The 21,205-nt window shown below is 51.1% G+C and carries 18 protein-coding genes and 1 pseudogene; 8 read left to right on the forward strand and 11 right to left on the reverse strand.

Going from position 1 to position 21,205, the window contains the following annotated elements; translation table 11 throughout:
* The first annotated feature begins 55 nt into the window (after window positions 1–55).
* From N7E69_RS09035 to dsbA, 3 genes are all read left to right on the forward strand, one after another.
* Complete coding sequence (locus tag N7E69_RS09035) at window positions 56–325, forward strand: YihD family protein (RefSeq protein ID WP_000649858.1); 270 nt, start codon at window positions 56–58, stop codon at window positions 323–325.
* 76 nt (window positions 326–401) lie between these two features.
* Complete coding sequence (locus tag N7E69_RS09040; protein ID WP_000999264.1) at window positions 402–1,388, forward strand: serine/threonine protein kinase; 987 nt, start codon at window positions 402–404, stop codon at window positions 1,386–1,388.
* A gap of 16 nt (window positions 1,389–1,404) precedes the next feature.
* On the forward strand, window positions 1,405–2,028 hold the full coding sequence (dsbA, locus tag N7E69_RS09045; protein WP_000725364.1) for a thiol:disulfide interchange protein DsbA: 624 nt from the start codon (window positions 1,405–1,407) through the stop codon (window positions 2,026–2,028).
* A 12-nt stretch (window positions 2,029–2,040) separates the two neighbouring features.
* On the opposite strand, the gene N7E69_RS09050 is transcribed toward dsbA, so the two are convergent.
* Window positions 2,041–2,949 (reverse strand): acyltransferase, encoded by a 909-nt coding sequence (locus N7E69_RS09050; RefSeq protein WP_000196894.1) that lies wholly within the window; start codon window positions 2,947–2,949, stop codon window positions 2,041–2,043.
* Between the two features lie 387 nt (window positions 2,950–3,336).
* On the opposite strand from N7E69_RS09050, the gene polA reads away from it, so the two are divergent.
* On the forward strand, window positions 3,337–6,123 hold the full coding sequence (gene polA / locus N7E69_RS09055) for a DNA polymerase I (protein ID WP_000249966.1): 2,787 nt from the start codon (window positions 3,337–3,339) through the stop codon (window positions 6,121–6,123).
* A 334-nt stretch (window positions 6,124–6,457) separates the two neighbouring features.
* On the opposite strand, the gene yihA is transcribed toward polA, so the two are convergent.
* Complete coding sequence (gene yihA, locus N7E69_RS09060) at window positions 6,458–7,090, reverse strand: ribosome biogenesis GTP-binding protein YihA/YsxC (protein WP_000183331.1); 633 nt, start codon at window positions 7,088–7,090, stop codon at window positions 6,458–6,460.
* 239 nt (window positions 7,091–7,329) lie between these two features.
* On the opposite strand from yihA, the gene N7E69_RS09065 reads away from it, so the two are divergent.
* The 3 genes from N7E69_RS09065 (at window position 7,330) to hemN (ending at window position 9,750) form a co-directional block, all read left to right on the forward strand.
* The gene (locus tag N7E69_RS09065) at window positions 7,330–7,554 is read left to right on the forward strand and encodes a hypothetical protein (RefSeq protein WP_001541209.1); all 225 of its coding nucleotides are present in this window, start codon (window positions 7,330–7,332) and stop codon (window positions 7,552–7,554) included.
* Window positions 7,555–7,672: 118 nt separating this feature from the next.
* Window positions 7,673–8,188 carry a Der GTPase-activating protein YihI gene (gene yihI / locus N7E69_RS09070; RefSeq protein WP_000743292.1) on the forward strand — a complete coding sequence of 172 codons (516 nt, stop codon included), beginning with the start codon at window positions 7,673–7,675 and terminating at the stop codon, window positions 8,186–8,188.
* A 188-nt stretch (window positions 8,189–8,376) separates the two neighbouring features.
* On the forward strand, window positions 8,377–9,750 hold the full coding sequence (gene hemN / locus N7E69_RS09075) for an oxygen-independent coproporphyrinogen III oxidase (RefSeq protein WP_000003527.1): 1,374 nt from the start codon (window positions 8,377–8,379) through the stop codon (window positions 9,748–9,750).
* 89 nt (window positions 9,751–9,839) lie between these two features.
* Here the strand turns inward: hemN and N7E69_RS09080 are convergent, their stop codons facing one another.
* The 4 genes from N7E69_RS09080 to glnA all read right to left on the reverse strand — a co-directional run bounded on the left by N7E69_RS09080 (window position 9,840) and on the right by glnA (window position 14,214).
* A complete protein-coding gene (locus N7E69_RS09080; RefSeq protein ID WP_001578131.1) occupies window positions 9,840–9,950 on the reverse strand; it encodes a YshB family small membrane protein in 111 nt (36 codons plus the stop codon).
* Window positions 9,951–10,062: 112 nt separating this feature from the next.
* Complete coding sequence (gene glnG, locus N7E69_RS09085) at window positions 10,063–11,472, reverse strand: nitrogen regulation protein NR(I) (RefSeq protein ID WP_001188783.1); 1,410 nt, start codon at window positions 11,470–11,472, stop codon at window positions 10,063–10,065.
* 8 nt (window positions 11,473–11,480) lie between these two features.
* Window positions 11,481–12,530, reverse strand: a complete 1,050-nt coding sequence (gene glnL / locus N7E69_RS09090; RefSeq protein WP_000146192.1) for a nitrogen regulation protein NR(II) — start codon at window positions 12,528–12,530, stop codon at window positions 11,481–11,483.
* Between the two features lie 274 nt (window positions 12,531–12,804).
* Window positions 12,805–14,214, reverse strand: coding sequence for a glutamate--ammonia ligase (gene glnA, locus N7E69_RS09095; protein ID WP_001271699.1), 1,410 nt, complete (start codon window positions 14,212–14,214; stop codon window positions 12,805–12,807).
* 375 nt (window positions 14,215–14,589) lie between these two features.
* Here glnA and typA point away from each other — a divergent pair, with 375 nt between their 5' ends.
* Window positions 14,590–16,413, forward strand: a complete 1,824-nt coding sequence (gene typA / locus N7E69_RS09100; RefSeq protein ID WP_000572064.1) for a ribosome-dependent GTPase TypA — start codon at window positions 14,590–14,592, stop codon at window positions 16,411–16,413.
* 54 nt (window positions 16,414–16,467) lie between these two features.
* Here typA and N7E69_RS09105 read toward each other — a convergent pair whose 3' ends face one another.
* The 5 genes and pseudogenes from N7E69_RS09105 to N7E69_RS09125 form a co-directional block, all read right to left on the reverse strand.
* On the reverse strand, window positions 16,468–17,202 hold the full coding sequence (locus tag N7E69_RS09105; RefSeq protein WP_001270585.1) for a Cof-type HAD-IIB family hydrolase: 735 nt from the start codon (window positions 17,200–17,202) through the stop codon (window positions 16,468–16,470).
* Entirely contained in the window at window positions 17,187–18,065 is an 879-nt protein-coding gene (locus N7E69_RS09110; protein ID WP_001575207.1) for an STM4011 family radical SAM protein, read from the reverse strand. Before N7E69_RS09110 ends, N7E69_RS09105 begins: the two co-directional genes overlap by 16 nt.
* Window positions 18,062–19,302: pseudogene (locus tag N7E69_RS09115) on the reverse strand (STM4012 family radical SAM protein). The gene N7E69_RS09110 and the pseudogene N7E69_RS09115 overlap by 4 nt, the downstream one beginning before the upstream one ends.
* Window position 19,303: 1 nt before the next feature.
* Complete coding sequence (locus N7E69_RS09120) at window positions 19,304–20,179, reverse strand: STM4013/SEN3800 family hydrolase (protein WP_000282799.1); 876 nt, start codon at window positions 20,177–20,179, stop codon at window positions 19,304–19,306.
* Window positions 20,172–21,197 carry an STM4014 family protein gene (locus tag N7E69_RS09125; RefSeq protein WP_001751728.1) on the reverse strand — a complete coding sequence of 342 codons (1,026 nt, stop codon included), beginning with the start codon at window positions 21,195–21,197 and terminating at the stop codon, window positions 20,172–20,174. Before N7E69_RS09125 ends, N7E69_RS09120 begins: the two co-directional genes overlap by 8 nt.
* Window positions 21,198–21,205: the final 8 nt, after the last annotated feature.

Genomic DNA, 21,205 nt, shown 5'->3' on the forward strand with positions numbered 1-21,205 from the left:
TTATTGTGAGATTGACCCTGCTACCGTGTCTGTATCAAGAATAAGGAGCACAGCTATGAAATGTAAACGCCTGAATGAAGTCATTGAACTCCTCCAGCCAGCTTGGCAGAAAGAGCCTGATCTTAATCTGACGCAATTTTTGCAGAAACTGGCGAAAGAGTCAGGTTTTGACGGCAAACTGGAAGATTTAACTGATGATATCCTGATCTACCATCTGAAAATGCGCGATTCCGCCAAAGACGCCGCCATTCCAGGGATTCAAAAAGACTATGAAGAGGACTTTAAAACGGCGCTTTTACGCGCCCGCGGCGTTATTAAAGAGTAAAACCTTGTAAGCGGCGCCACCGAAATCGCCACGAAATGATATCCTGAATCATTCGTAGTATTTTCCGGATGATGGGATGAACGACAACGCTTTTACTTTCCAGACGCTACACCCGGAAACCATCATGGATGCGCTGTTTGAACAGGGGATCAGGGTGGATTCCGGGCTAACTCCACTAAACAGTTATGAAAACCGCGTCTATCAGTTTCAGGATGAAGACCGTCGACGTTTTGTCGTTAAGTTTTATCGTCCTGAACGCTGGTCTGTTGATCAAATTCGGGAAGAACATCAATTCGCGCTTGAACTGGTGAAGGATGAGGTTCCGGTTGCTGCTCCGCTCGCGTTTAATGGCCAGACGCTGTTAGCGCATCAGGGCTATCATTATGCCATTTTCCCCAGCGTAGGCGGTCGTCAGTTTGAAGCAGACAATATCGATCAGATGGAGGCGGTAGGGCGTTATCTTGGCCGATTGCATCAGACGGGGCGAAAACGTCCTTTCACTTTCCGGCCTGACATTGGGCTTGCGGAGTATCTTTTTGAACCTCGCCAGGTATTCGAAGATGCCGCACTGATTCCCTCCGGGCAAAAAGCGGCTTTCCTGAAAGCCACTGATACTCTACTGTCTGCAGTTACCGAATGCTGGCGCACCGATTTCGCCACGCTGCGATTGCACGGCGATTGTCATGCCGGCAACATTCTATGGCGTGATGGACCGCTGTTTGTCGATTTAGATGATGCCCGTAACGGCCCGGCGATACAGGATTTATGGATGCTGCTGAACGGCGACAAAGCCGAACAGCGAATGCAGCTTGAAACCATTATTGAAGCTTATGAAGAAGTTAGTGAGTTCGATACGGCTGAAATTGGTCTCATTGAACCTTTACGCGCCATGCGTTTAGTTTATTATCTTGCCTGGTTGATTCGTCGTTGGGGCGATCCTGCGTTTCCAAAAAACTTTCCCTGGTTAACAGGGGAAGATTACTGGCAGCGACAGACAACGACTTTTATTGAGCAGACTAAAATTTTGCACGAACCCCCTTTACAATTAACGCCAATGTATTAATCGGAGAGAGTTGATCATGAAAAAGATTTGGCTGGCGCTGGCTGGTATGGTTTTAGCTTTTAGCGCCTCGGCAGCACAGATCAGCGACGGTAAACAGTATATCACGCTGGATAAACCGGTCGCTGGCGAACCCCAGGTACTGGAGTTTTTCTCCTTCTACTGCCCACATTGTTATCAGTTTGAAGAAGTGCTTCATGTGTCTGACAATGTGAAGAAAAAGCTGCCGGAAGGCACCAAAATGACCAAGTACCACGTTGAGTTCCTGGGGCCGTTGGGCAAGGAGCTCACCCAGGCATGGGCGGTGGCGATGGCGTTGGGTGTAGAAGATAAAGTCACGGTCCCGCTGTTTGAAGCCGTACAGAAAACCCAGACAGTACAATCTGCCGCGGATATCCGTAAAGTGTTCGTTGATGCGGGCGTCAAGGGCGAAGATTACGATGCGGCATGGAACAGCTTCGTGGTGAAATCACTGGTTGCGCAACAGGAGAAAGCCGCGGCTGACCTGCAACTGCAGGGCGTTCCGGCGATGTTCGTCAATGGCAAATACCAGATTAACCCACAAGGCATGGATACCAGCAGCATGGATGTTTTTGTTCAGCAGTATGCTGATACTGTGAAATATTTGGTTGATAAAAAATAAAAAGAACGCCGGTCACTGACCGGCGTTTTTATAAGATGTTTTAATCTCTTCTATCTGTATATCTTTCTTATCCCACAGCGTATTAAGCCAACGTTGAAAACGGCGTTTGAATGTTTTGTCGTTCACGTAATCGCCGTGCAGTTCTTCATTTATGGGTTCCAGTTGCACCCGAACAACAATACGCGTCAGCCTACCGCTTAGCATATCGTAGAAAGGGTGGCGATCGTTGTTTGGGTAACACAACGTAATATTAAGCAGCTTATCGAACTGTGAGCCTAAAACGTTAATCGCCATTGCAATACCGGCTGCTTTTGGCGGCAACAGATGTTGATAAGGTGAATGCGTTTGCTGACGTTTCTCATGCGTAAATCGCGAGCCTTCAACAAAGTTAACGATAGTGGTGGGATACCGACGAAACTTTTCGCAAGAGCGACGAGTTGTTTCAACATCTTTGCCGCGTCGATCGGGGTGGCGGAGCAGGTAGCTACGGGAGTAGCGCTTCATAAACGGCATATCTAATGCCCAGCACGCCAAGCCAATGAACGGTACCCAGGCCAATTGCTGTTTAAGAAAGTACTTATTCATTGGGATATGCTTGCGGAACAGAACGCAAAGCACAACGATATCGGCCCAGCTGCGATGATTACAAATCAGTAAATACCAATTTTTCTTGCTCAGCCCTTCTAACCCTTCTACATCCCATTGCAAGTGCGGATTAAGGCGTAACAGCGCTGCAAGACCAGCACACCAGCAATACATCATGAAATTGCAGAAAATGGAGACCTTGCGCCAGATACAGGGAACAGGCAAAAGGAGCTTTACCATACCGGCAACGATGATCGGTACTGAGCAAACAATAGTGACCAGGATGGTCAATACGATACTCAATGGGAGCGTGATAGCCGCGAGTATTCTCGTCATAATAAATTATTCAAAAGTTAGCCATAAACGGTGCGCGAAAAGGGCGCAAGAGGCTGATTCTATCAGAAAACGATGCTAATGATGGCGCTGAGTGAAATAGAAACACTCGTAACAACTATCCACATTATGATAACGGCATGAATCAGATAATCAGAAAAACGTGATGTTAACAACTCATTGAAAATAATGGTTAATTATTAAGATGAGAAGGCTATCGCGCTGATTTTAAAGTAATGGTAAGAATTTACACACAAAGTTATCCACAGGTTGTTTTGCGAGCGATCCTGAAGATCGACAAAACTTTTCCGCAAATGCGGCGAAAAACTCAAGTTTTCCTCCTGTATGTGGCATCCTTTAACCATAATCTGTTAAACAGGCACGGACATTATGGTTCAGATCCCAGAAAACCCACTTATTCTCGTAGATGGCTCATCCTATCTCTATCGCGCCTATCATGCGTTTCCGCCGTTAACCAACAGCGCGGGAGAACCTACGGGCGCAATGTATGGTGTCCTCAACATGTTGCGCAGCCTGATCATGCAGTATCAGCCGACGCATGCTGCGGTGGTGTTTGACGCCAAAGGAAAAACCTTCCGTGATGAGCTCTTTGAACACTACAAATCGCATCGTCCTCCGATGCCGGATGATCTGCGAGCGCAAATAGAGCCGTTACATGCCATGGTTAAAGCCATGGGGTTACCTCTGCTGGCAGTCTCTGGCGTAGAAGCGGATGACGTTATCGGTACACTGGCGCGAGAAGCGGAGAAGGTGGGGCGTCCGGTATTAATCAGCACCGGCGATAAAGATATGGCACAGTTGGTGACGCCGAATATTACGCTGATCAACACCATGACTAACACCATCCTCGGCCCGGATGAAGTCGTTAATAAGTACGGCGTGCCGCCTGAGCTGATTATCGACTTTCTGGCGCTGATGGGGGACTCCTCGGATAATATTCCAGGCGTACCAGGCGTGGGTGAGAAGACGGCGCAAGCCTTGCTTCAGGGATTGGGCGGCCTGGATACGCTGTACGCCGAGCCGGAAAAAATTGCCGGTCTCACTTTCCGCGGCGCCAAAACGATGGCCGGTAAATTAGCGCAGAATAAAGACGTAGCGTACCTGTCTTATAAACTCGCCACCATTAAAACGGATGTTGAGCTGGAGCTGACCTGCGAACAGCTTGAAGTGCAGCAGCCGATTGCGGATGAACTGCTGGGCCTGTTTAAAAAATATGAGTTCAAGCGCTGGACGGCGGACGTCGAGGCAGGCAAGTGGCTACAGGCAAAGGGCGCGAAACCGGCGGCCAAACCGCAGGAAACGGTCGTTATTGATGAATCGCCCAGCGAACCGGCAGCGGCGCTCTCTTATGAAAATTATGTCACGATTCTGGACGACGTTACGCTGGAAAGCTGGATTGAAAAGCTGAAAAAAGCGCCAGTTTTTGCTTTCGACACGGAGACCGACAGTCTGGATAATATCGCCGCCAACCTGGTGGGCCTCTCGTTTGCTATCGAACCTGGCGTTGCCGCGTATGTACCTGTCGCGCATGATTATCTGGACGCTCCGGATCAAATCTCCCGCCAGCGTGCTCTGGAACTGCTGAAGCCGCTGCTGGAAGATGAAAAAGTGCGCAAAGTGGGGCAAAACCTCAAGTACGATCGCGGCGTCTTGCAAAATTACGGTATTGAGCTGCGCGGTATCGCCTTCGATACCATGCTTGAGTCTTACATTCTGAACAGCGTCGCCGGACGCCATGATATGGACAGTTTGTCCGATCGTTGGCTGAAGCACAAAACTATCACCTTTGAAGACATTGCCGGTAAAGGTAAAAACCAGCTCACCTTTAACCAGATCGCACTGGAGGAAGCGGGGCGCTATGCGGCAGAAGATGCGGATGTCACTTTACAGTTGCATCTCAAAATGTGGCCTGAGCTCCAGCAGCACAAAGGCCCGCTGAATGTTTTCGAAAACATCGAAATGCCGTTGGTGCCTGTACTGTCACGCGTTGAGCGCAATGGCGTAAAAATCGATCCTGCCGTCCTGCACAAACATTCGGAAGAAATCACGCTACGTCTGGCGGAACTGGAAAAGAAAGCGCATGACATTGCGGGCGAGGCGTTCAACCTGTCCTCGACGAAGCAGTTGCAGACCATCCTGTTTGAAAAGCAGGGTATTAAGCCGCTGAAGAAAACGCCTGGCGGCGCGCCGTCAACGTCGGAAGAGGTGCTGGAAGAGCTGGCGCTGGACTATCCGCTGCCGAAAGTGATTCTGGAGTATCGTGGTCTGGCGAAGCTAAAATCCACCTATACCGATAAGCTGCCGCTGATGATTAACCCGAAAACCGGGCGCGTCCATACGTCCTATCATCAGGCGGTAACGGCGACGGGACGTTTATCGTCCACCGATCCGAACCTGCAAAATATTCCGGTGCGCAATGAAGAAGGCCGCCGCATTCGTCAGGCATTTATTGCGCCTGAGGATTATCTCATCGTGTCTGCGGACTATTCACAGATTGAGCTGCGTATTATGGCGCATCTTTCCCGTGATAAAGGACTGCTCACGGCGTTCGCCGAAGGGAAGGATATTCACCGCGCAACGGCGGCGGAAGTCTTTGGCTTGCCGCTGGATAGCGTGACCGGGGAACAGCGCCGAAGTGCGAAAGCCATTAACTTTGGCCTGATTTACGGGATGAGCGCCTTCGGTCTTTCTCGCCAGCTTAATATTCCGCGTAAAGAGGCGCAGAAGTATATGGATCTCTACTTCGAACGCTACCCTGGCGTGCTGGAATATATGGAGCGCACCCGCGCTCAGGCAAAAGAACAAGGCTATGTGGAAACGCTGGAGGGACGCCGCCTTTACCTGCCGGATATTAAATCTAGCAACGCGGCGCGGCGCGCGGGGGCGGAACGCGCGGCGATCAATGCTCCCATGCAAGGAACGGCTGCCGATATCATCAAGCGCGCCATGATTGCCGTCGATGCCTGGCTACAGGCCGAGCAGCCACGCGTGCGGATGATTATGCAGGTACACGATGAATTAGTGTTCGAGGTGCATAAAGACGACTTAGATGCGGTAGCAAAACGTATCCATCAGTTGATGGAAAACTGCACGCGTATTGATGTGCCGTTGCTGGTGGAAGTCGGTAGCGGAGAAAATTGGGATCAAGCGCACTAAGCATTTAAGGAATAACGCGCTTTTTTCGTAATTAAGCAACATAAGCACGGGGGTTTTGTGATGGGTATTAGAATTCCCTATGTAAAGAATGAAAAAAAATTACGAAAAGGTCTTTCTGTGTTGCTCAAAAAAGAGTAAAGTTATTCACGTAGGGTACAGAGGTAAGATGTTCTATCTTTCAGACCTTTTACTTCACGTAATCGGATTTGGCTGAATATTTTAGCCGCCCCAGTCAGTTTATGACTGGGGCGTTTTTTATTGTGCGCAAGAAAAGTTTCGCTCACACCGTAGGCCGGATAAGACGCGCAGCGGCGCCATCCGGCATAGCGGGTGATTATTCCCCGTCCTGAATCTCTTCGACCGGTGCCAGTTCACTAAACCAGCTATCCAGCTTCTGACGTAACTTATCCACGCCCTGCTTTTTCAGCGAGGAAAACGCTTCTACCTGCACATCGCCATTAAAAGCCAGCACGGCTTCACGTACCATATTCAACTGCGCCTTGCGCGCGCCGCTGGCCAGTTTGTCCGCTTTGGTCAGCAGAACCAGAACCTGGATATTGCTCTCTACAGCCCACTGGATCATCTGTTGGTCGAGGTCTTTCAACGGATGGCGGATATCCATTAAAACGACTAAGCCCTGTAGGCTTTGACGTTTCTCCAGATATTCCCCCAGCGCGCGTTGCCACTTGCGTTTCATCTCTTCCGGGACTTCCGCATAGCCATAGCCCGGCAGGTCGACCAACCGTTTGCCCTCTACGACTTCAAACAGGTTAATCAATTGGGTACGGCCCGGCGTTTTAGAGGTGCGCGCCAGGCTTTTTTGGTTGGTCAACGTGTTCAGGGCGCTGGATTTGCCTGCATTGGAACGGCCAGCAAAAGCCACTTCAATTCCGCAATCGGAAGGTAAATGGCGAATATCAGGCGCACTCATCACAAAATGCGTCTGTTGATAATTCAGGTTAGTCAAAGCGGTCGTCTCCGTCAGTCAAAGCATTGTGGCGATTATACCTGAACGCCAGCAAAAGACGGATTTTTCGGCGCGGCGGTGCTGTAAGTAAAAGCCATACGCTTTGTGAGACATTGACCATTGCACTTATGCGACATGGCAGAGTCGTTGTCAGGCTCAAAGCCAGTTAATATAGTTAAATCATGAATTTATAGAAAGGTAATTGTCTGAAAAAAAGGGATTTGCCGTGTCGGTATCTTGTGAGTTTACCCCAAAAGAGTAAAGTAATGCACATAGCGAGGACGCTAACAGGATCAACGACTCAGGATGAGGGTCAGGAGCGCCAGGAGGCGAAGACACAGGATTGTCAGGAAGACAAACGTCCGGAGACGTTAGTAAAAGGAAATGGAAACAACATGGAATGTTCCAGGCTAAGGGAAAAACAGGGCGTGTTGATAGCCAACAGGGATGGTGGAACCCGTTAAGGGTCGTGAGTCAAGAAAAAAGGCGGCAGATTACTCTGTCGCCTTTTTTCTTTGCTTGCTTTCTGCTAGATTCCGCCTCAATTCTATACTGAATAAAACGGCTTAAAGATCTGACATCATGAAAAAACCAACCTCTGCACCGCGCAGTAAAGCCTTTGGCAAACAGCGTCGTAAAACGCGTGAAGAGTTAAACCAGGAGGCGCGCGACCGTAAACGCCTGAAAAAACATCGCGGTCATGCGCCGGGAAGTCGCGCGGCGGGCGGCAATTCCGCTTCGGGCGGCGGCAATCAGAATCAACAAAAAGATCCACGTATTGGCAGTAAAACACCTGTTCCATTGGGCGTGACTGAAAAAGTGACCCAACAGCATAAACCGAAAAGTGAGAAACCTATGCTTTCACCGCAGGCGGAGTTGGATTTACTGGAAACGGATGAGCGCCTGGATGCGCTGTTAGAACGTCTGGAAGCGGGCGAAACCCTGAGTGCGGAAGATCAAGCCTGGGTAGATGCCAAACTGGATCGTATTGATGAACTGATGCAGAAGCTTGGTCTGTCTTACGATGACGACGAAGAAGACGACGAAGAGGACGAGAAGCAGGAAGATATGATGCGCCTGCTAAGAGGCGGCAACTAACGGGTTTACACCGTGGGCTTGCCCGTCCTGCTTATAACCCTTCCGGTTATATGTTATCTGGTGTGGTTATTCGTTAAACTACAGCGATTGTCGCGGCGACAGAAATGGCTGCGCAGCCGGCTTGCCGCCCGTCATGGCGTGAAGCCGGTACGCCGTACCCGCCAGAGACGCCATCGGAAGGAGTGAGCATGTCTGAACAGCAAATAGACTGGGATCTGGCCCTGATCCAGAAATATAACTATTCCGGGCCACGATATACCTCGTACCCAACCGCGCTGGAGTTTTCTGAAGACTTCGAGGACGCCGCATTCTTGCAGGCTGTGGCGCGTTATCCTGAGCGTCCGCTCTCGCTGTATGTGCATATCCCGTTTTGTCACAAGTTGTGTTATTTCTGCGGCTGCAACAAGATTGTCACCCGCCAACAGCATAAAGCTGACCAGTATCTTGACGCGCTTGAGCAGGAAATTCGTCATCGCGCGCCGCTGTTTGCAGACCGTCATGTCAGCCAGCTTCACTGGGGCGGCGGTACGCCTACTTACCTGAATAAAACGCAAATCAGCCGCTTAATGACGCTGTTGCGTGAAAATTTCCACTTTAATACCGATGCGGAAATCTCGATCGAAGTCGATCCTCGTGAAATTGAGCTGGATGTGCTCGATCATTTACGTGCGGAAGGTTTTAACCGCCTGAGTATGGGCGTGCAGGACTTTAATAAAGAGGTGCAGCGCCTGGTTAACCGCGAGCAGGATGAAGAATTCATCTTTGCGCTGCTTAATCACGCCCGCGATATCGGCTTTACCTCGACCAATATCGATTTGATCTACGGTCTACCGAAACAGACGCCGGAAAGCTTCGCTTTCACGCTGAAGCGTGTGACGGAACTGAACCCCGATCGTTTGAGCGTCTTTAACTATGCGCATCTGCCAACGCTTTTTGCCGCCCAGCGTAAAATTAAAGATGCTGATTTACCCAGCGCGCAGCAGAAACTGGATATTTTGCAGGAGACGATCGTATCGCTTACCCAGGCTGGTTATCAGTTTATCGGGATGGACCATTTTGCCCGTCCGGACGACGAACTGGCCGTCGCGCAGCGCGAAGGCGTGTTGCACCGTAATTTTCAGGGCTATACGACCCAGGGCGATACCGATCTGCTGGGGATGGGGGTTTCTGCTATCAGCATGATTGGCGATGGCTACATGCAGAACCAGAAAGAGCTGAAGCGTTATTACCAGCAAGTGGATGAGCGGGGCAATGCGCTATGGCGTGGTATTACGCTGACCCGTGATGATTGCATTCGTCGCGATGTTATCAAGGCGCTGATTTGTAACTTCCGCCTGGATTTTAACGCTGTCGAACAGCAGTGGGGTTTGCATTTCGCTGAGTATTTTGCCGAAGATTTGCAGTTACTGTCGCCGCTGGCGAAAGATGGGCTGGTGGATATTAGCGAGAAGGGAATTCAGGTGACGGCGAAAGGTCGTTTGCTGATCCGCAATATCTGCATGTGCTTTGACGCGTATCTGCGCCAGAAAGCGCGGATGCAGCAGTTCTCGCGCGTCATTTAGCCGGGTTGCCCGGTGGCGCTGCGCTTACCAGGCCTACACGTTGCGACAACCTGTAGGCCGGATAAGCATTAGCGCCATCCGGCACATTGTCAGCTGAACAGTCCCACCAGCGCGGCACACAACACGGCGGCTAGCGCAGTTTGTGGCGTGTGGCTGTCGACCGCTCCACTCGATACCAGATTAATAATAGATTCTAACATAATGAATCCCCCCGTTTGCCGGGCATGATCATACTGAACTCATCGGAACAGTAAAGCGCAAAATAGCAGCGTTTTGCGCTCAATTATTAATCTTTACACTCGCGGGTAATGTTTACTCCATTCCCAGCTCTTTCAACTTCCGCGTTAGGGTGTTTCGCCCCCAACCGAGCAGCCTGGCGGCTTCCTGTTTATGACCCTGCGTATGGCGTAATGCCGTGGTCAGTAGCGTTCTCTCCAGTTCTGGCTGCGCTTCAGAAAGCAGGTTTTGATGACCGGATCGCAAGGCGCGGTCCGCCCATTGTGCCAGTAATGTAGCCCAGCTATCCGGCGGCAGGTGGGACGGGCTATCCGGCGTCGAGGCTTCAAACAGTTCGCCCGGTAAATCCTGGATCAATACCTCCTGTCCGGCGGCCATGACGGTGAGCCAGCGGCAGGTATTTTCTAACTGACGCACGTTACCAGGCCATGCCAGGCGCGTTAACGCCGTTTCGGTTTCCGGATGTAATAATTTGGCTTCCACACCTAATTCACGGGCGGCGACCTGCAAAAAATGGCGCGCCAGGCGCGGAATATCCTCACGGCGCTCGCGCAACGGCGGAAGATGGATACGAATCACGTTCAGGCGGTGGAACAGGTCTTCGCGGAATTTCCCTTCCTGAACGCGTCGTTCGAGGTTCTGGTGGGTGGCGGCGATAATGCGCACATCCACTTTTACCGGCGCGTACCCGCCCACGCGGTAGAACTGTCCGTCAGCCAGCACGCGTAACAGACGAGTCTGGACATCCAGCGGCATATCGCCAATTTCGTCCAGAAACAGCGTGCCGCCGTCAGCCTGCTCGAAACGGCCCTGCCGGATGGTATTCGCCCCGGTAAAAGCGCCTTTCTCATGGCCAAACAGTTCGGATTCAATCAAATCTTTCGGGATGGCCGCCATATTGAGCGCGATAAACGGCGCTTTGGCGCGTGGGCTATGGCGGTGAAGCGCATGGGCGACCAGTTCTTTACCGGTCCCTGATTCGCCGTTAATCAGCACGCTAATCGAAGAACGCGACAGCCGACCAATAATGCGAAACACATCCTGCATGGCGGGCGCTTCGCCTATCATGTCTGTTGTCGGGCCGTTAACCTCGATATTACGCGGCTGCTGCTGCTCCTGATAGTGGCTAATCGCGCGCTCGACCAGAGCGACGGCTTCATCAATATCAAACGGTTTAGGCAGATAATCAAACGCCCCCTGCTGATAGGCGCTCACGGCGGCATCTAAATCGGAATGCGCGGTCATAATGATGACCGGAAGCATCGGGTGACGCTGTTTAATCTGCTTTAATAGCGCCAGCCCGTCCATTCCCGGCATTCGGATATCCGACAGCAAGACGTCCGGCGTTTTACTGGCCAGCGCAGCCAGTACTTCATTACCATTCTCAAAGGTGGTACAGGTCAACCCTGCCCCGGCGAGAGCACGTTCAAGCACCCAACGGATGGAACTATCATCATCGACGACCCAGACTATTCCTCGTTGCATAAACACCTCTATTTCCGAATCGGCAGGTAAACCGAAAACTCGGTATGCCCCGGCCAACTGGTAAATTCAATTTTGCCGGCGTGTTGATCGATAAGATTGCGGGCGATAGATAACCCAAGCCCGGTGCCGCCTTCGCGACCGCTGACCATCGGGTAGAACAGCGTATCCTGTAAATGGGGAGGAATGCCCGGCCCATTGTCTTCAACGTCTATACGCGCCGCCAGGCGATAGCGTTCGCCATGCAGCGTTAACTGGAAGGCGGTACGGGTACGCAGCGTAATTTCGCCGCCATCCGGCCCCAGCGCCTGCAAGGCATTGCGGACAATATTCAGCAGTACTTGCTCAATTTGTTCCGGGTCATGCGGCAGTTCTGGCAGACTGGGGTCGTAATCGCGGATAAGCCGGACATTATCCGGCAGTTCCATCGACACCAGCGCCACCACGCGCTCCGCGACTTTATGTATGCTCTCGGTAATGTGCATTCCCGGGTGCTGCGGCCCCAGCAAACGATCGACAAGGTTGCGTAGCCTGTCGGCCTGTTCAATGATGACTTTGGTATATTCCGTTAGCGCCGGGTCGGGCAGCGCCTTGCTGAGTAGCTGCGCCGCGCCGCGCAGGCCGCCGAGCGGATTTTTGATTTCGTGTGCCAGACCGCGCACCAGATCGCGGGCGGCGATTTGCTGCGCGTGCTGCAACTGCTCCTGACTCAGACGACGCTGGTTATCCATCGGCGCCATTTCGAGCAGTATAAAATCGTCGGGCAGACGTTGGGCGGTCAAAGAGAGAATATGCGAGCGACTATCAATCACCAGCGTCACTTCGTTATCGGTAAAGCCTTGCCCTGCCGCTAAACTTTCGCGCATCAGGTCAATGTTTAACGAAAAATAGCTCAACAGTTCAGGTAACGGCGTCCCGAACAGTTTGCGTGAGCTTTGCGCGAGCAACTGCTGCGCGGCAGGGTTGGCGTAATGGATTGCCAGCGCGTCGTCGACCACCAGCACGCTGTTGATTAACGAATTGAGGATCTGCCCAGCATCGGGCTGTATGCCGCTTGCCATTCAGCAGTCTCCTGGAAAAGGTTGCACCATTTTAGTGCATTATAGCTTTTTACCACTAAAAAGCGCGTGAGATCAGATTGTTGGTGGAGAAAAAAGCCCATCCTGGGATGGGCTGAAAGTTTCCACGGCAACTCAAAAACTCCTGACGCCTTTCACGCTGCTGCTGCGTTGGCTGCCTTCGCTTACCCCGGTCACATCGCTATCTATGCTCCTGGGGATGTGCTCAGTTGCCGCCTTGCAGCAACGCGAAATTCGTCGGATTTTTAATATACGATTAAACGCTGTAGTACAGCTCAAACTCTACCGGGTGCGGGGTCATACGCACGCGGTCATCTTCTTCGCGACGCAGCGCAATATACGCATCGATCGCTTCATCCGTGAACACGCCGCCTGCTTTCAGGAACTCGCGGTCCAGATCCAGCGCGTTCAGCGCTTCTTCCAGAGAACCCGCTACCTGTGGGATCTCTTTCGCTTCTTCCGGCGGCAGGTCATACAGGTTTTTGTCCATGGCTTCGCCCGGGTGAATCTTATTCTTAATCCCGTCCAGACCGGCCATCAGCAGGGCGGCAAAGCACAGATACGGGTTAGCCGCCGGGTCCGGGAAACGCACTTCGATACGGCGCGCTTTCGGAGACGCCACCACCGGAATACGGATGGAGGCGGAACGGTTACGGGCGGAGTAGGCCAGCATCACCGGCGCTTCGTAACCCGGGACCAGACGCTTGTAGGAGTTGGTGGTCGGGTTCGCCAGGGCGTTGATGGCTTTGGCGTGTTTGATGACGCCGCCGATGTAGTACAGCGCCTGCTCAGACAGACCGGCATATTTGTCGCCAGAGAACAGGTTGGTGCCGTTCTTCGCCAGCGACATGTGGCAGTGCATACCAGAACCGTTATCGCCGAACATCGGTTTTGGCATAAAGGTCGCGGTCTTACCGAAGCGGTGAGCCACGTTATGTACGACATATTTGTAAATCTGAATTTCGTCGGCTTTTTTGGTCATGGTGTTAAAGCGGGTCGCCACTTCGTTCTGACCTGCGGTCGCTACTTCGTGGTGGTGCGCTTCAACGACCAGGCCCATCTGCTCCATGACCAGACACATTTCAGAACGGATATCCTGCGCGGAGTCAACTGGCGGAACCGGGAAATAACCGCCTTTCACGCCCGGACGATGGCCTTTGTTGCCGCCTTCATATTTGGTAGAGGAGTTCCAGGCGCCTTCAATATCGTCAATCGCCACATGTGAGCCGGAGATAGATGCGCCGAAGCGGATGTCATCGAACAGGAAGAATTCAGGTTCCGGCCCAAACAGGACGGTATCGGCGATACCGGTCGCGCGCAGGTAGTCTTCCGCACGTTTTGCGATGGAACGTGGGTCACGGTCATAACCTTGCAGAGTGCCAGGCTCCAGGATGTCGCAACGGATAATCAGGGTAGAGTCCGCGAAGAACGGGTCAATCACTGCGGTGGATGCGTCTGGCATCAGCACCATGTCGGATTCGTTAATGCCTTTCCAGCCGCCGATAGAGGAGCCGTCAAACATTTTGCCTTCTTCAAAGAATTCGGCATTTACCTGATGAGCAGGAATAGTGACGTGCTGTTCTTTGCCTTTGGTATCGGTGAAGCGCAGATCGACAAACTTCACTTCGTGCTCGTTCAGCATCGTCAAAACGTGTTCAGCGGACATACTTGTACTCTCCCGGATTGGTCATGGTCGGTCGTCGTGGTAACGAGATCTTCAATTCTGCTGGCCGTGTCGCCGTAAAAATATAAAGCGAAATCTGTGCCAACTTTCACATTGCCCCCAAAAGGCGTTATCATGCGTACCATCGTGCAAAAGGGCTGCACCACGGTGACTATGTTGCACCAAAATAGTGCTTTAATGTGAACATTGAGCACCACATTGGTGCAATAGAACGCAAGCCACCCTTTTAACGCTCCGTGAAAGCGATCACAAAGAGACTCTGCAATACTTGTTTGCGGAGGATGTTTGTGATCCTGTTTTGTAGTGCGATTAATCCGTGTACAATAACGCGCTATTTCTAATGCCTGAGGCAAAGTTGTGATCGAAAATTTGCGTAACATCGCCATCATCGCGCACGTTGACCATGGTAAAACTACCCTGGTTGATAAGCTGCTCCAGCAATCCGGTACGTTCGACGCGCGTGCCGAAACTCAAGAGCGAGTGATGGACTCCAACGATTTGGAGAAAGAGCGTGGTATTACTATCCTCGCTAAAAACACCGCTATTAAATGGAATGATTACCGTATCAACATCGTTGATACTCCCGGGCACGCTGACTTCGGTGGTGAAGTAGAGCGCGTCATGTCCATGGTTGACTCTGTGCTGCTGGTGGTTGACGCATTTGACGGCCCGATGCCGCAAACGCGCTTCGTGACCAAAAAAGCCTTTGCTCATGGCCTGAAACCCATTGTGGTTATCAACAAAGTTGACCGTCCTGGCGCGCGCCCTGACTGGGTTGTTGACCAGGTATTCGACCTGTTTGTTAACCTCGACGCGACCGACGAACAGCTGGACTTCCCGATCATCTACGCTTCGGCGCTGAACGGTATCGCGGGTCTGGACCACGAAGATATGGCGGAAGACATGACCCCGCTATATCAGGCGATCGTTGATCATGTTCCGGCGCCGGACGTTGACCTCGATGGTCCGTTGCAGATGCAGATCTCCCAGCTGGACTACAACAACTATGTTGGCGTTATCGGCATTGGCCGTATCAAACGCGGCAAAGTGAAGCCGAACCAGCAGGTCACTATCATCGATAGTGAAGGGAAAACCCGTAACGCGAAAGTAGGTAAAGTGCTGACGCATCTGGGTCTGGAGCGTATCGACAGCGATATCGCCGAAGCGGGCGATATCATTGCGATCACCGGTCTGGGCGAGCTGAACATTTCCGACACCATCTGCGACCCGCAGAACGTTGAAGCGCTGCCGGCGCTGTCCGTTGATGAGCCGACCGTGTCTATGTTCTTCTGCGTTAACACCTCGCCGTTCTGCGGTAAAGAAGGTAAGTTTGTGACTTCTCGTCAGATTCTTGACCGTCTGAACAAAGAGCTGGTGCATAACGTGGCGCTGCGCGTTGAAGAAACCGAAGATGCGGATGCGTTCCGTGTATCCGGTCGTGGCGAACTGCACCTGTCCGTGCTGATTGAAAACATGCGTCGTGAAGGTTTCGAACTGGCGGTTTCCCGTCCGAAAGTTATCTTCCGTGAAATCGACGGTCGTAAACAAGAGCCGTACGAAAACGTGACGCTGGACGTCGAAGAGCAGCACCAGGGGTCTGTCATGCAGGCGCTGGGCGAGCGTAAAGGCGATCTGAAAAACATGAATCCGGACGGTAAAGGCCGCGTACGTCTCGACTACGTGATCCCAAGCCGCGGGCTGATTGGTTTCCGTTCAGAATTCATGACCATGACTTCCGGTACGGGTCTGCTGTACTCCACCTTCAGCCATTACGACGATATTCGTCCGGGTGAAGTGGGCCAGCGTCAGAACGGCGTACTGATCTCCAACGGTCAGGGTAAAGCGGTGGCGTTTGCGCTGTTCGGTTTGCAGGATCGCGGTAAGCTGTTCCTGGGTCACGGCGCGGAAGTTTATGAAGGCCAGATTATTGGTATTCACAGTCGCTCCAACGACCTGACGGTAAACTGCCTGACCGGTAAGAAACTGACCAACATGCGTGCGTCCGGTACGGATGAAGCGGTGATTCTGGTTCCGCCAATTAAAATGAGCCTTGAGCAAGCGCTGGAGTTCATTGATGACGACGAACTGGTAGAAGTCACCCCAACCTCTATCCGTATCCGTAAACGTCACCTGACGGAAAACGATCGCCGCCGTGCGAACCGTGGTCAGAAAGAAGAGTAATTAACGCTCTTACGGATAAAAACCCTGCCGAAATGAAAGCTCGGCGGGTTTTTTTTATTCACGTTGAGAAAGGGATAAGGTTACCAAAAAATCAGCAATCGCTGGCGTATTATGCCGACCAATGACGCTATCCGCATACACCTTTGCCCGAGCGCTGGCATTCCCCATCGCGACGCCCAATCCGGCTAAACGTAGCATTTCCGCATCGTTATCATTATCGCCAAACGCCATCACTTCGCGCATTGCGATATGCTGTTGCTGTGCATATCTGGCGAGGCTTTGTCCTTTGCTACACCCCTTCTGGAGAATATCCAGTTGATGATGCCAGGACCAGGTACAGCTTAGCTGTAATTCATGCTGTATAAACTCAGCAATATTTTGTAGTTGTTTTATGTGCCGATGAACGACGCTGATTTGCCAAATATTCTCCCTACTGCTTAGCTCATCAGCCTGAAAGATTATTTTATCATCAGCACGAATTGTCGGTTTAAGCGGATATACCCGCGCCAGTATTTTTTCCGTTTGTAAGTGCGTCAGCGGCAGCGGATCAAGGATCTGCTGTTGAGCCGGTTGATAAATATAGCTTCCGTTACAACAGATCATCGGTTCGGTGAGCGCCAGCGTTTGATAATACGCATAGGCTTCACGATGAGAGCGACCAGTAACAAGCATTATTCGGCAGCCCATGTCCTGAATCTGACGGATAGCGGTTAGCGACTCTGGCAGAATTTGTTTATTACGGTTTAGCAGCGTTCCATCAAGATCAAAAGCGATTAAACGATATCGCATGAGCGTCCGATCCTAAAACAGCGTGAGGCATCCAGGTGATTCAGCAATGGAATATCGAGACGGTGCTGATAAGCGAGAAAACAGTGGCATTGTTTTGCCTGGCAGGCGGGAGAATTAAGCCGTTGCTGATATAAATTACCCATTTTAATTTTGCTGATATGACAAGCAAAAAGATCGCCTTCTGCATTCATAAAAATACTTTTTCTTCCTGCGGTACAGATATCCAGCTGCGCTGGCCACTGCTGTGTTTCAATCACATACAGCGGATCGAGTTCGCCGAAGGCGATGGTTTCCTCAACGGTATGCCAGGTATTGGCACACTCGTTGGCGTTAAACCAAAAATAATTCTGGTCAGGCAACCGCTGGCGTAGCCAACGAAACTGGTCGATATCTTTCATACTGGCGACAGCCCCCGCGCACCAGGTTATTCCGGCGGCAGAGAGCGCTAAACACTGCTGGAGAAAGCGCTCAGCGGTAATTTGTGAGGGATGAAAAGAACACCATAACCGAAGCTTTGAGATATCTCCGCCGCCAGCACGAAATGCCTCCAGCAATGACATTAACGAAAAAGAGGCGTTAGTTTGTATGCCGACCGCCTGAACATGAGGATAGCGGCTAATTTCTGCCAGCGCCGCCATGTAATAACGCAAGCGTAGCGCCTCGCCATAGGGCGTAATCATCACATTCAACGGCGTACCTAAAAGAGGCAAATGGTCAACCATGCGCCATAGCGCGGCTTCGTCCCGTTTTTTATCGTTACGGGCGTGTTTATGGAACGGGCAATAGCCGCAATGATAATTACACGATTTAAGATAGCCGCGATAAAACAGCGTGTGAATATCGCGCAGGGCGGGGGTACTCATCTCTGCCGATTCTCCCGTAGCATCACCTCAGGCGAAACGAACACAGGAGCAAGGCAATCGGATAATGCCATACCGGTCTCCGTTAGCCGGAGGCGACTGCCATTCTGGTAACAGTAGCCCTGCTGTATAAAGCGTTCCAGGTTGGGGAAATCCCTTAGCGCATCGCTGGCAAAATATTGCTGATAATCGCTAAGAGAAAGTCCCTGCCAGAAAATAGATTTTTAATGATAAAGCGGCGTTTCATTTCATCAGGGGGAAGCAGATAACCGTGATTAATGACGGTTTTATCCGGGCTGTCGATAAACGCCTGAATGATTTTTCGTGATGTCTGCAGGTTCGACGACCACGGCGAACAGTAATGCAGATTGCCAAGATAACTTCTGCCGCCCGCGCCGAGCGCCAGTGAGTTTTCAAATCCGCAGCTTTCCGCCGCGGCGGATGGCGCTGGATTAAGGACGAAACGGCGCATGGACGTTTGGGTATAGCCCGCGTTGTGTAAAAGATCGCGGGCTAAAACATAGTAGCTATGCATATTTTCCTGGCGAGGCATATTATAAAGCGGATAAAGAAAAAGCTCTTCCGGTTGATAAACGAGCGCCTGATGTAACGATTCCGTCAGGCTTGCGTGAGTCTGGCCGGGAATGCCGTAAATAATATCAATATTGAGTGATGGAAAATGACCCGCCTTTAGCCATTCCAGCGCCTGGTGCGCGCTGGCGGCATTGTGGCGGCGGTGCAGCGTATGTAACTCGCTATCATGAAAACTTTGTACGCCAATACTGACGCGATTAACGGAAAAGGCGTTTAATAGCGCTACTTTTTCTGCTGTGGTATCCGTAGGGGAAGTTTCAATTGTTTTATAAATATTCCAGTCAACATTGAGCACATCAAAGACGGAAAAAAATAACTTCTCTAATTGCGCAATGTTTAATAGCAGAGGTGTGCCGCCGCCTACGGTAAAGCTTGCCCAGTGGACGGGCGCCAGCGCCATTTGTCGGCCCTGGGTAATAATCGCGTCGATATAGCTATCAATGAACGTATTATCTGCGCCTGTACAGGTAAATAAATTACAGAACCCGCAGCGACTTTGACAAAACGGCATATGAACATACAGATGTGTGTCGTGCTCGTAAATGCGCTGTTTTACTTCGCTAAAACTGACGTTCTCCAGCTCCCGATAAGCCGTCTTATGCGGATAACTGTACATATACTGACGATAAATATCATTGTTATTCATATTAATGATTACAGCTCAGCAAGAAATGCATATAGGGAACGGTATTAACGATCGGATGATTAAAACTATGGAAATATTTCCCGTCTTCGCCATAGCAGGTACCGTGATCGGAGCAGACAATAACGAACGTTTCGCCGCCGGTTTGGCGGAAAATGTTTAGTAATCCGTCGATGCGGGCGTCGATATAGCGTAGCGCGGCGGCATGAGTCTCAACGGTATCGCCAGGGGCCGCGCCCTCCACGTAAAAATGGTTAGGGTAATGAATCGTGTCGATATTGATATACATCATGACCGGTTGGCTGCCAGCACGTTCGGCCATGATTTTCTGGATATAATGGATCTGGTTATCCATACTCTCTTTAACCGTACAGGCAAAGCGTGGATGCCAGTAACTCTCTTTAAACATCGACGGGAACACTTTTCCCATGCCGGAGCGGTTATTAAAGAAAGAGACGCCGCCAATACAGATGGTCTGGTAGCCTTTATTTTCCAGACTTTTTATCCATGTTGCGTCATCAAAGGCAAATGCATTTTTCGGCCCTTTACGACCAAGTCCGATATCTTTTGGGAAAAACAGCATGGTCTGATTAACGGTATCATCAATAGGTTTTGGCATAAAACCTGAAAACATGGCGTGATGCGAAGGCCAGGTAAAATTACCGGCCGCCTCGCATTTCGTCCATTGTCCATAATGATTAAGGTTGGGCGTATTTCCGGCGGTTTGTTCCTGAAGCGCAATATCGTAGCGTAACGAGTCCAGCACAATAAAAAGAATATGAGCGTTATTACTAATTAGCGTATTCATATCGAATTCGCCATCGCCTGTGTCAATCGACGCGTGTAGCGAGACGGGGACTTCATCCATTGAATTATACATTTTGCTTCCTCATGGCCCGGATTTGCGCCTGATAAATTAGATTATTCTGCTGCGCATCCTGATAAATCAAATCACCCTGGCCATTAATTTCAATAATATACGGCGTCAGGCTGGTAGTAAGTAAAACATCAATACCCGCTAAGCGAATGCCAGGAAAAAGCCGCATGGCATTTTGACAGAGCGTATCGATCTCAGTCGCTTTTGCGGCAGATAACTCCAGACTTTCGAAGCAGTAAGCCTGGTTTTGCAGATGTAAGTTAGTAATGGGCTGCGAGGAGGTTCTGACCACTCGCCAGATAATTTCGCCATCCAGGCAGACGATGCGTAAATCATAGGTTTTATGCTTTACGCTGGCTTTGGGCAGCCACTGTTCGACGAGGTTTTCCTGCTGAAGAACGCCATCAATAATGAGCTGGATATCTTCTTTCTGACGATACTGTTGGATTTTTTTGCTGTTAAATAGCTGTTGTCCTGATATGGCAATCGCGCTGTAAAGCACCTGCTTTATGCCATCAGGGTGGCGGCGCAAAGCGATAACGCCCGCCGCGCCAGAACCCAGCGAGGGCTTAATGAACACGCTGGCGACCCTTTTTTCCTCCATGATGGCGGTGAGCTGTACAAAACTTTTTACGTCTTCCGCTACCAACGGCGGCGTGGGGATGCCGTGTTCCAGTAAGCGCCGCTTGCAGAGTTTTTTATCCAACAGGTGAATGAGGCCCGCCGGATGGTTAAGCCAGGTGACGCCAGGACGCGCCGCCATGTTCTGCAAAAAATGGATATAGTCCAGACCGATCGCGTTTATTTTGCGGATGTCTGTTTCACTGTGTACTGGCGGGTCGATTTTAACGATGCCAGAGGTCAGCGAAGCGTCCAGCGCTTGCGGATGAGTCAGCGCCGTGACGGGTTCCCCAAGTACGGCGGCAGCCTGCATAAAATAATGCGTGCGCTTGCTCTGACGGGGGCCAATGAGCGTAATCACAATAAATCCCTTTATCGTTGTGTAGGGGAATGTGCACATTCCCCTAC

The sequence above is a fragment of the Salmonella sp. 3C genome (assembly GCF_025426275.1).
Lineage (GTDB): Bacteria > Pseudomonadota > Gammaproteobacteria > Enterobacterales > Enterobacteriaceae > Salmonella > Salmonella enterica.

What these genes read in the sequence shown, in the direction of transcription:
- yihI (WP_000743292.1), top strand. Translation starts at nt 7,673, where the DNA reads ATGAAAAAACCAACCTCTGCACCGCGCAGTAAAGCCTTTGGCAAACAG.
- glnL (WP_000146192.1), bottom strand. Translation starts at nt 12,530, where the DNA reads ATGGCAAGCGGCATACAGCCCGATGCTGGGCAGATCCTCAATTCGTTA.
- N7E69_RS09105 (WP_001270585.1), bottom strand. Translation starts at nt 17,202, where the DNA reads ATGCGATATCGTTTAATCGCTTTTGATCTTGATGGAACGCTGCTAAAC.
- N7E69_RS09110 (WP_001575207.1), bottom strand. Translation starts at nt 18,065, where the DNA reads ATGAGTACCCCCGCCCTGCGCGATATTCACACGCTGTTTTATCGCGGC.
- hemN (WP_000003527.1), top strand. Translation starts at nt 8,377, where the DNA reads ATGTCTGAACAGCAAATAGACTGGGATCTGGCCCTGATCCAGAAATAT.
- polA (WP_000249966.1), top strand. Translation starts at nt 3,337, where the DNA reads ATGGTTCAGATCCCAGAAAACCCACTTATTCTCGTAGATGGCTCATCC.
- glnA (WP_001271699.1), bottom strand. Translation starts at nt 14,214, where the DNA reads ATGTCCGCTGAACACGTTTTGACGATGCTGAACGAGCACGAAGTGAAG.
- N7E69_RS09050 (WP_000196894.1), bottom strand. Translation starts at nt 2,949, where the DNA reads ATGACGAGAATACTCGCGGCTATCACGCTCCCATTGAGTATCGTATTG.
- glnG (WP_001188783.1), bottom strand. Translation starts at nt 11,472, where the DNA reads ATGCAACGAGGAATAGTCTGGGTCGTCGATGATGATAGTTCCATCCGT.
- dsbA (WP_000725364.1), top strand. Translation starts at nt 1,405, where the DNA reads ATGAAAAAGATTTGGCTGGCGCTGGCTGGTATGGTTTTAGCTTTTAGC.
- N7E69_RS09125 (WP_001751728.1), bottom strand. Translation starts at nt 21,197, where the DNA reads ATGTGCACATTCCCCTACACAACGATAAAGGGATTTATTGTGATTACG.
- N7E69_RS09040 (WP_000999264.1), top strand. Translation starts at nt 402, where the DNA reads ATGAACGACAACGCTTTTACTTTCCAGACGCTACACCCGGAAACCATC.
- N7E69_RS09035 (WP_000649858.1), top strand. Translation starts at nt 56, where the DNA reads ATGAAATGTAAACGCCTGAATGAAGTCATTGAACTCCTCCAGCCAGCT.
- N7E69_RS09080 (WP_001578131.1), bottom strand. Translation starts at nt 9,950, where the DNA reads ATGTTAGAATCTATTATTAATCTGGTATCGAGTGGAGCGGTCGACAGC.
- N7E69_RS09120 (WP_000282799.1), bottom strand. Translation starts at nt 20,179, where the DNA reads ATGTATAATTCAATGGATGAAGTCCCCGTCTCGCTACACGCGTCGATT.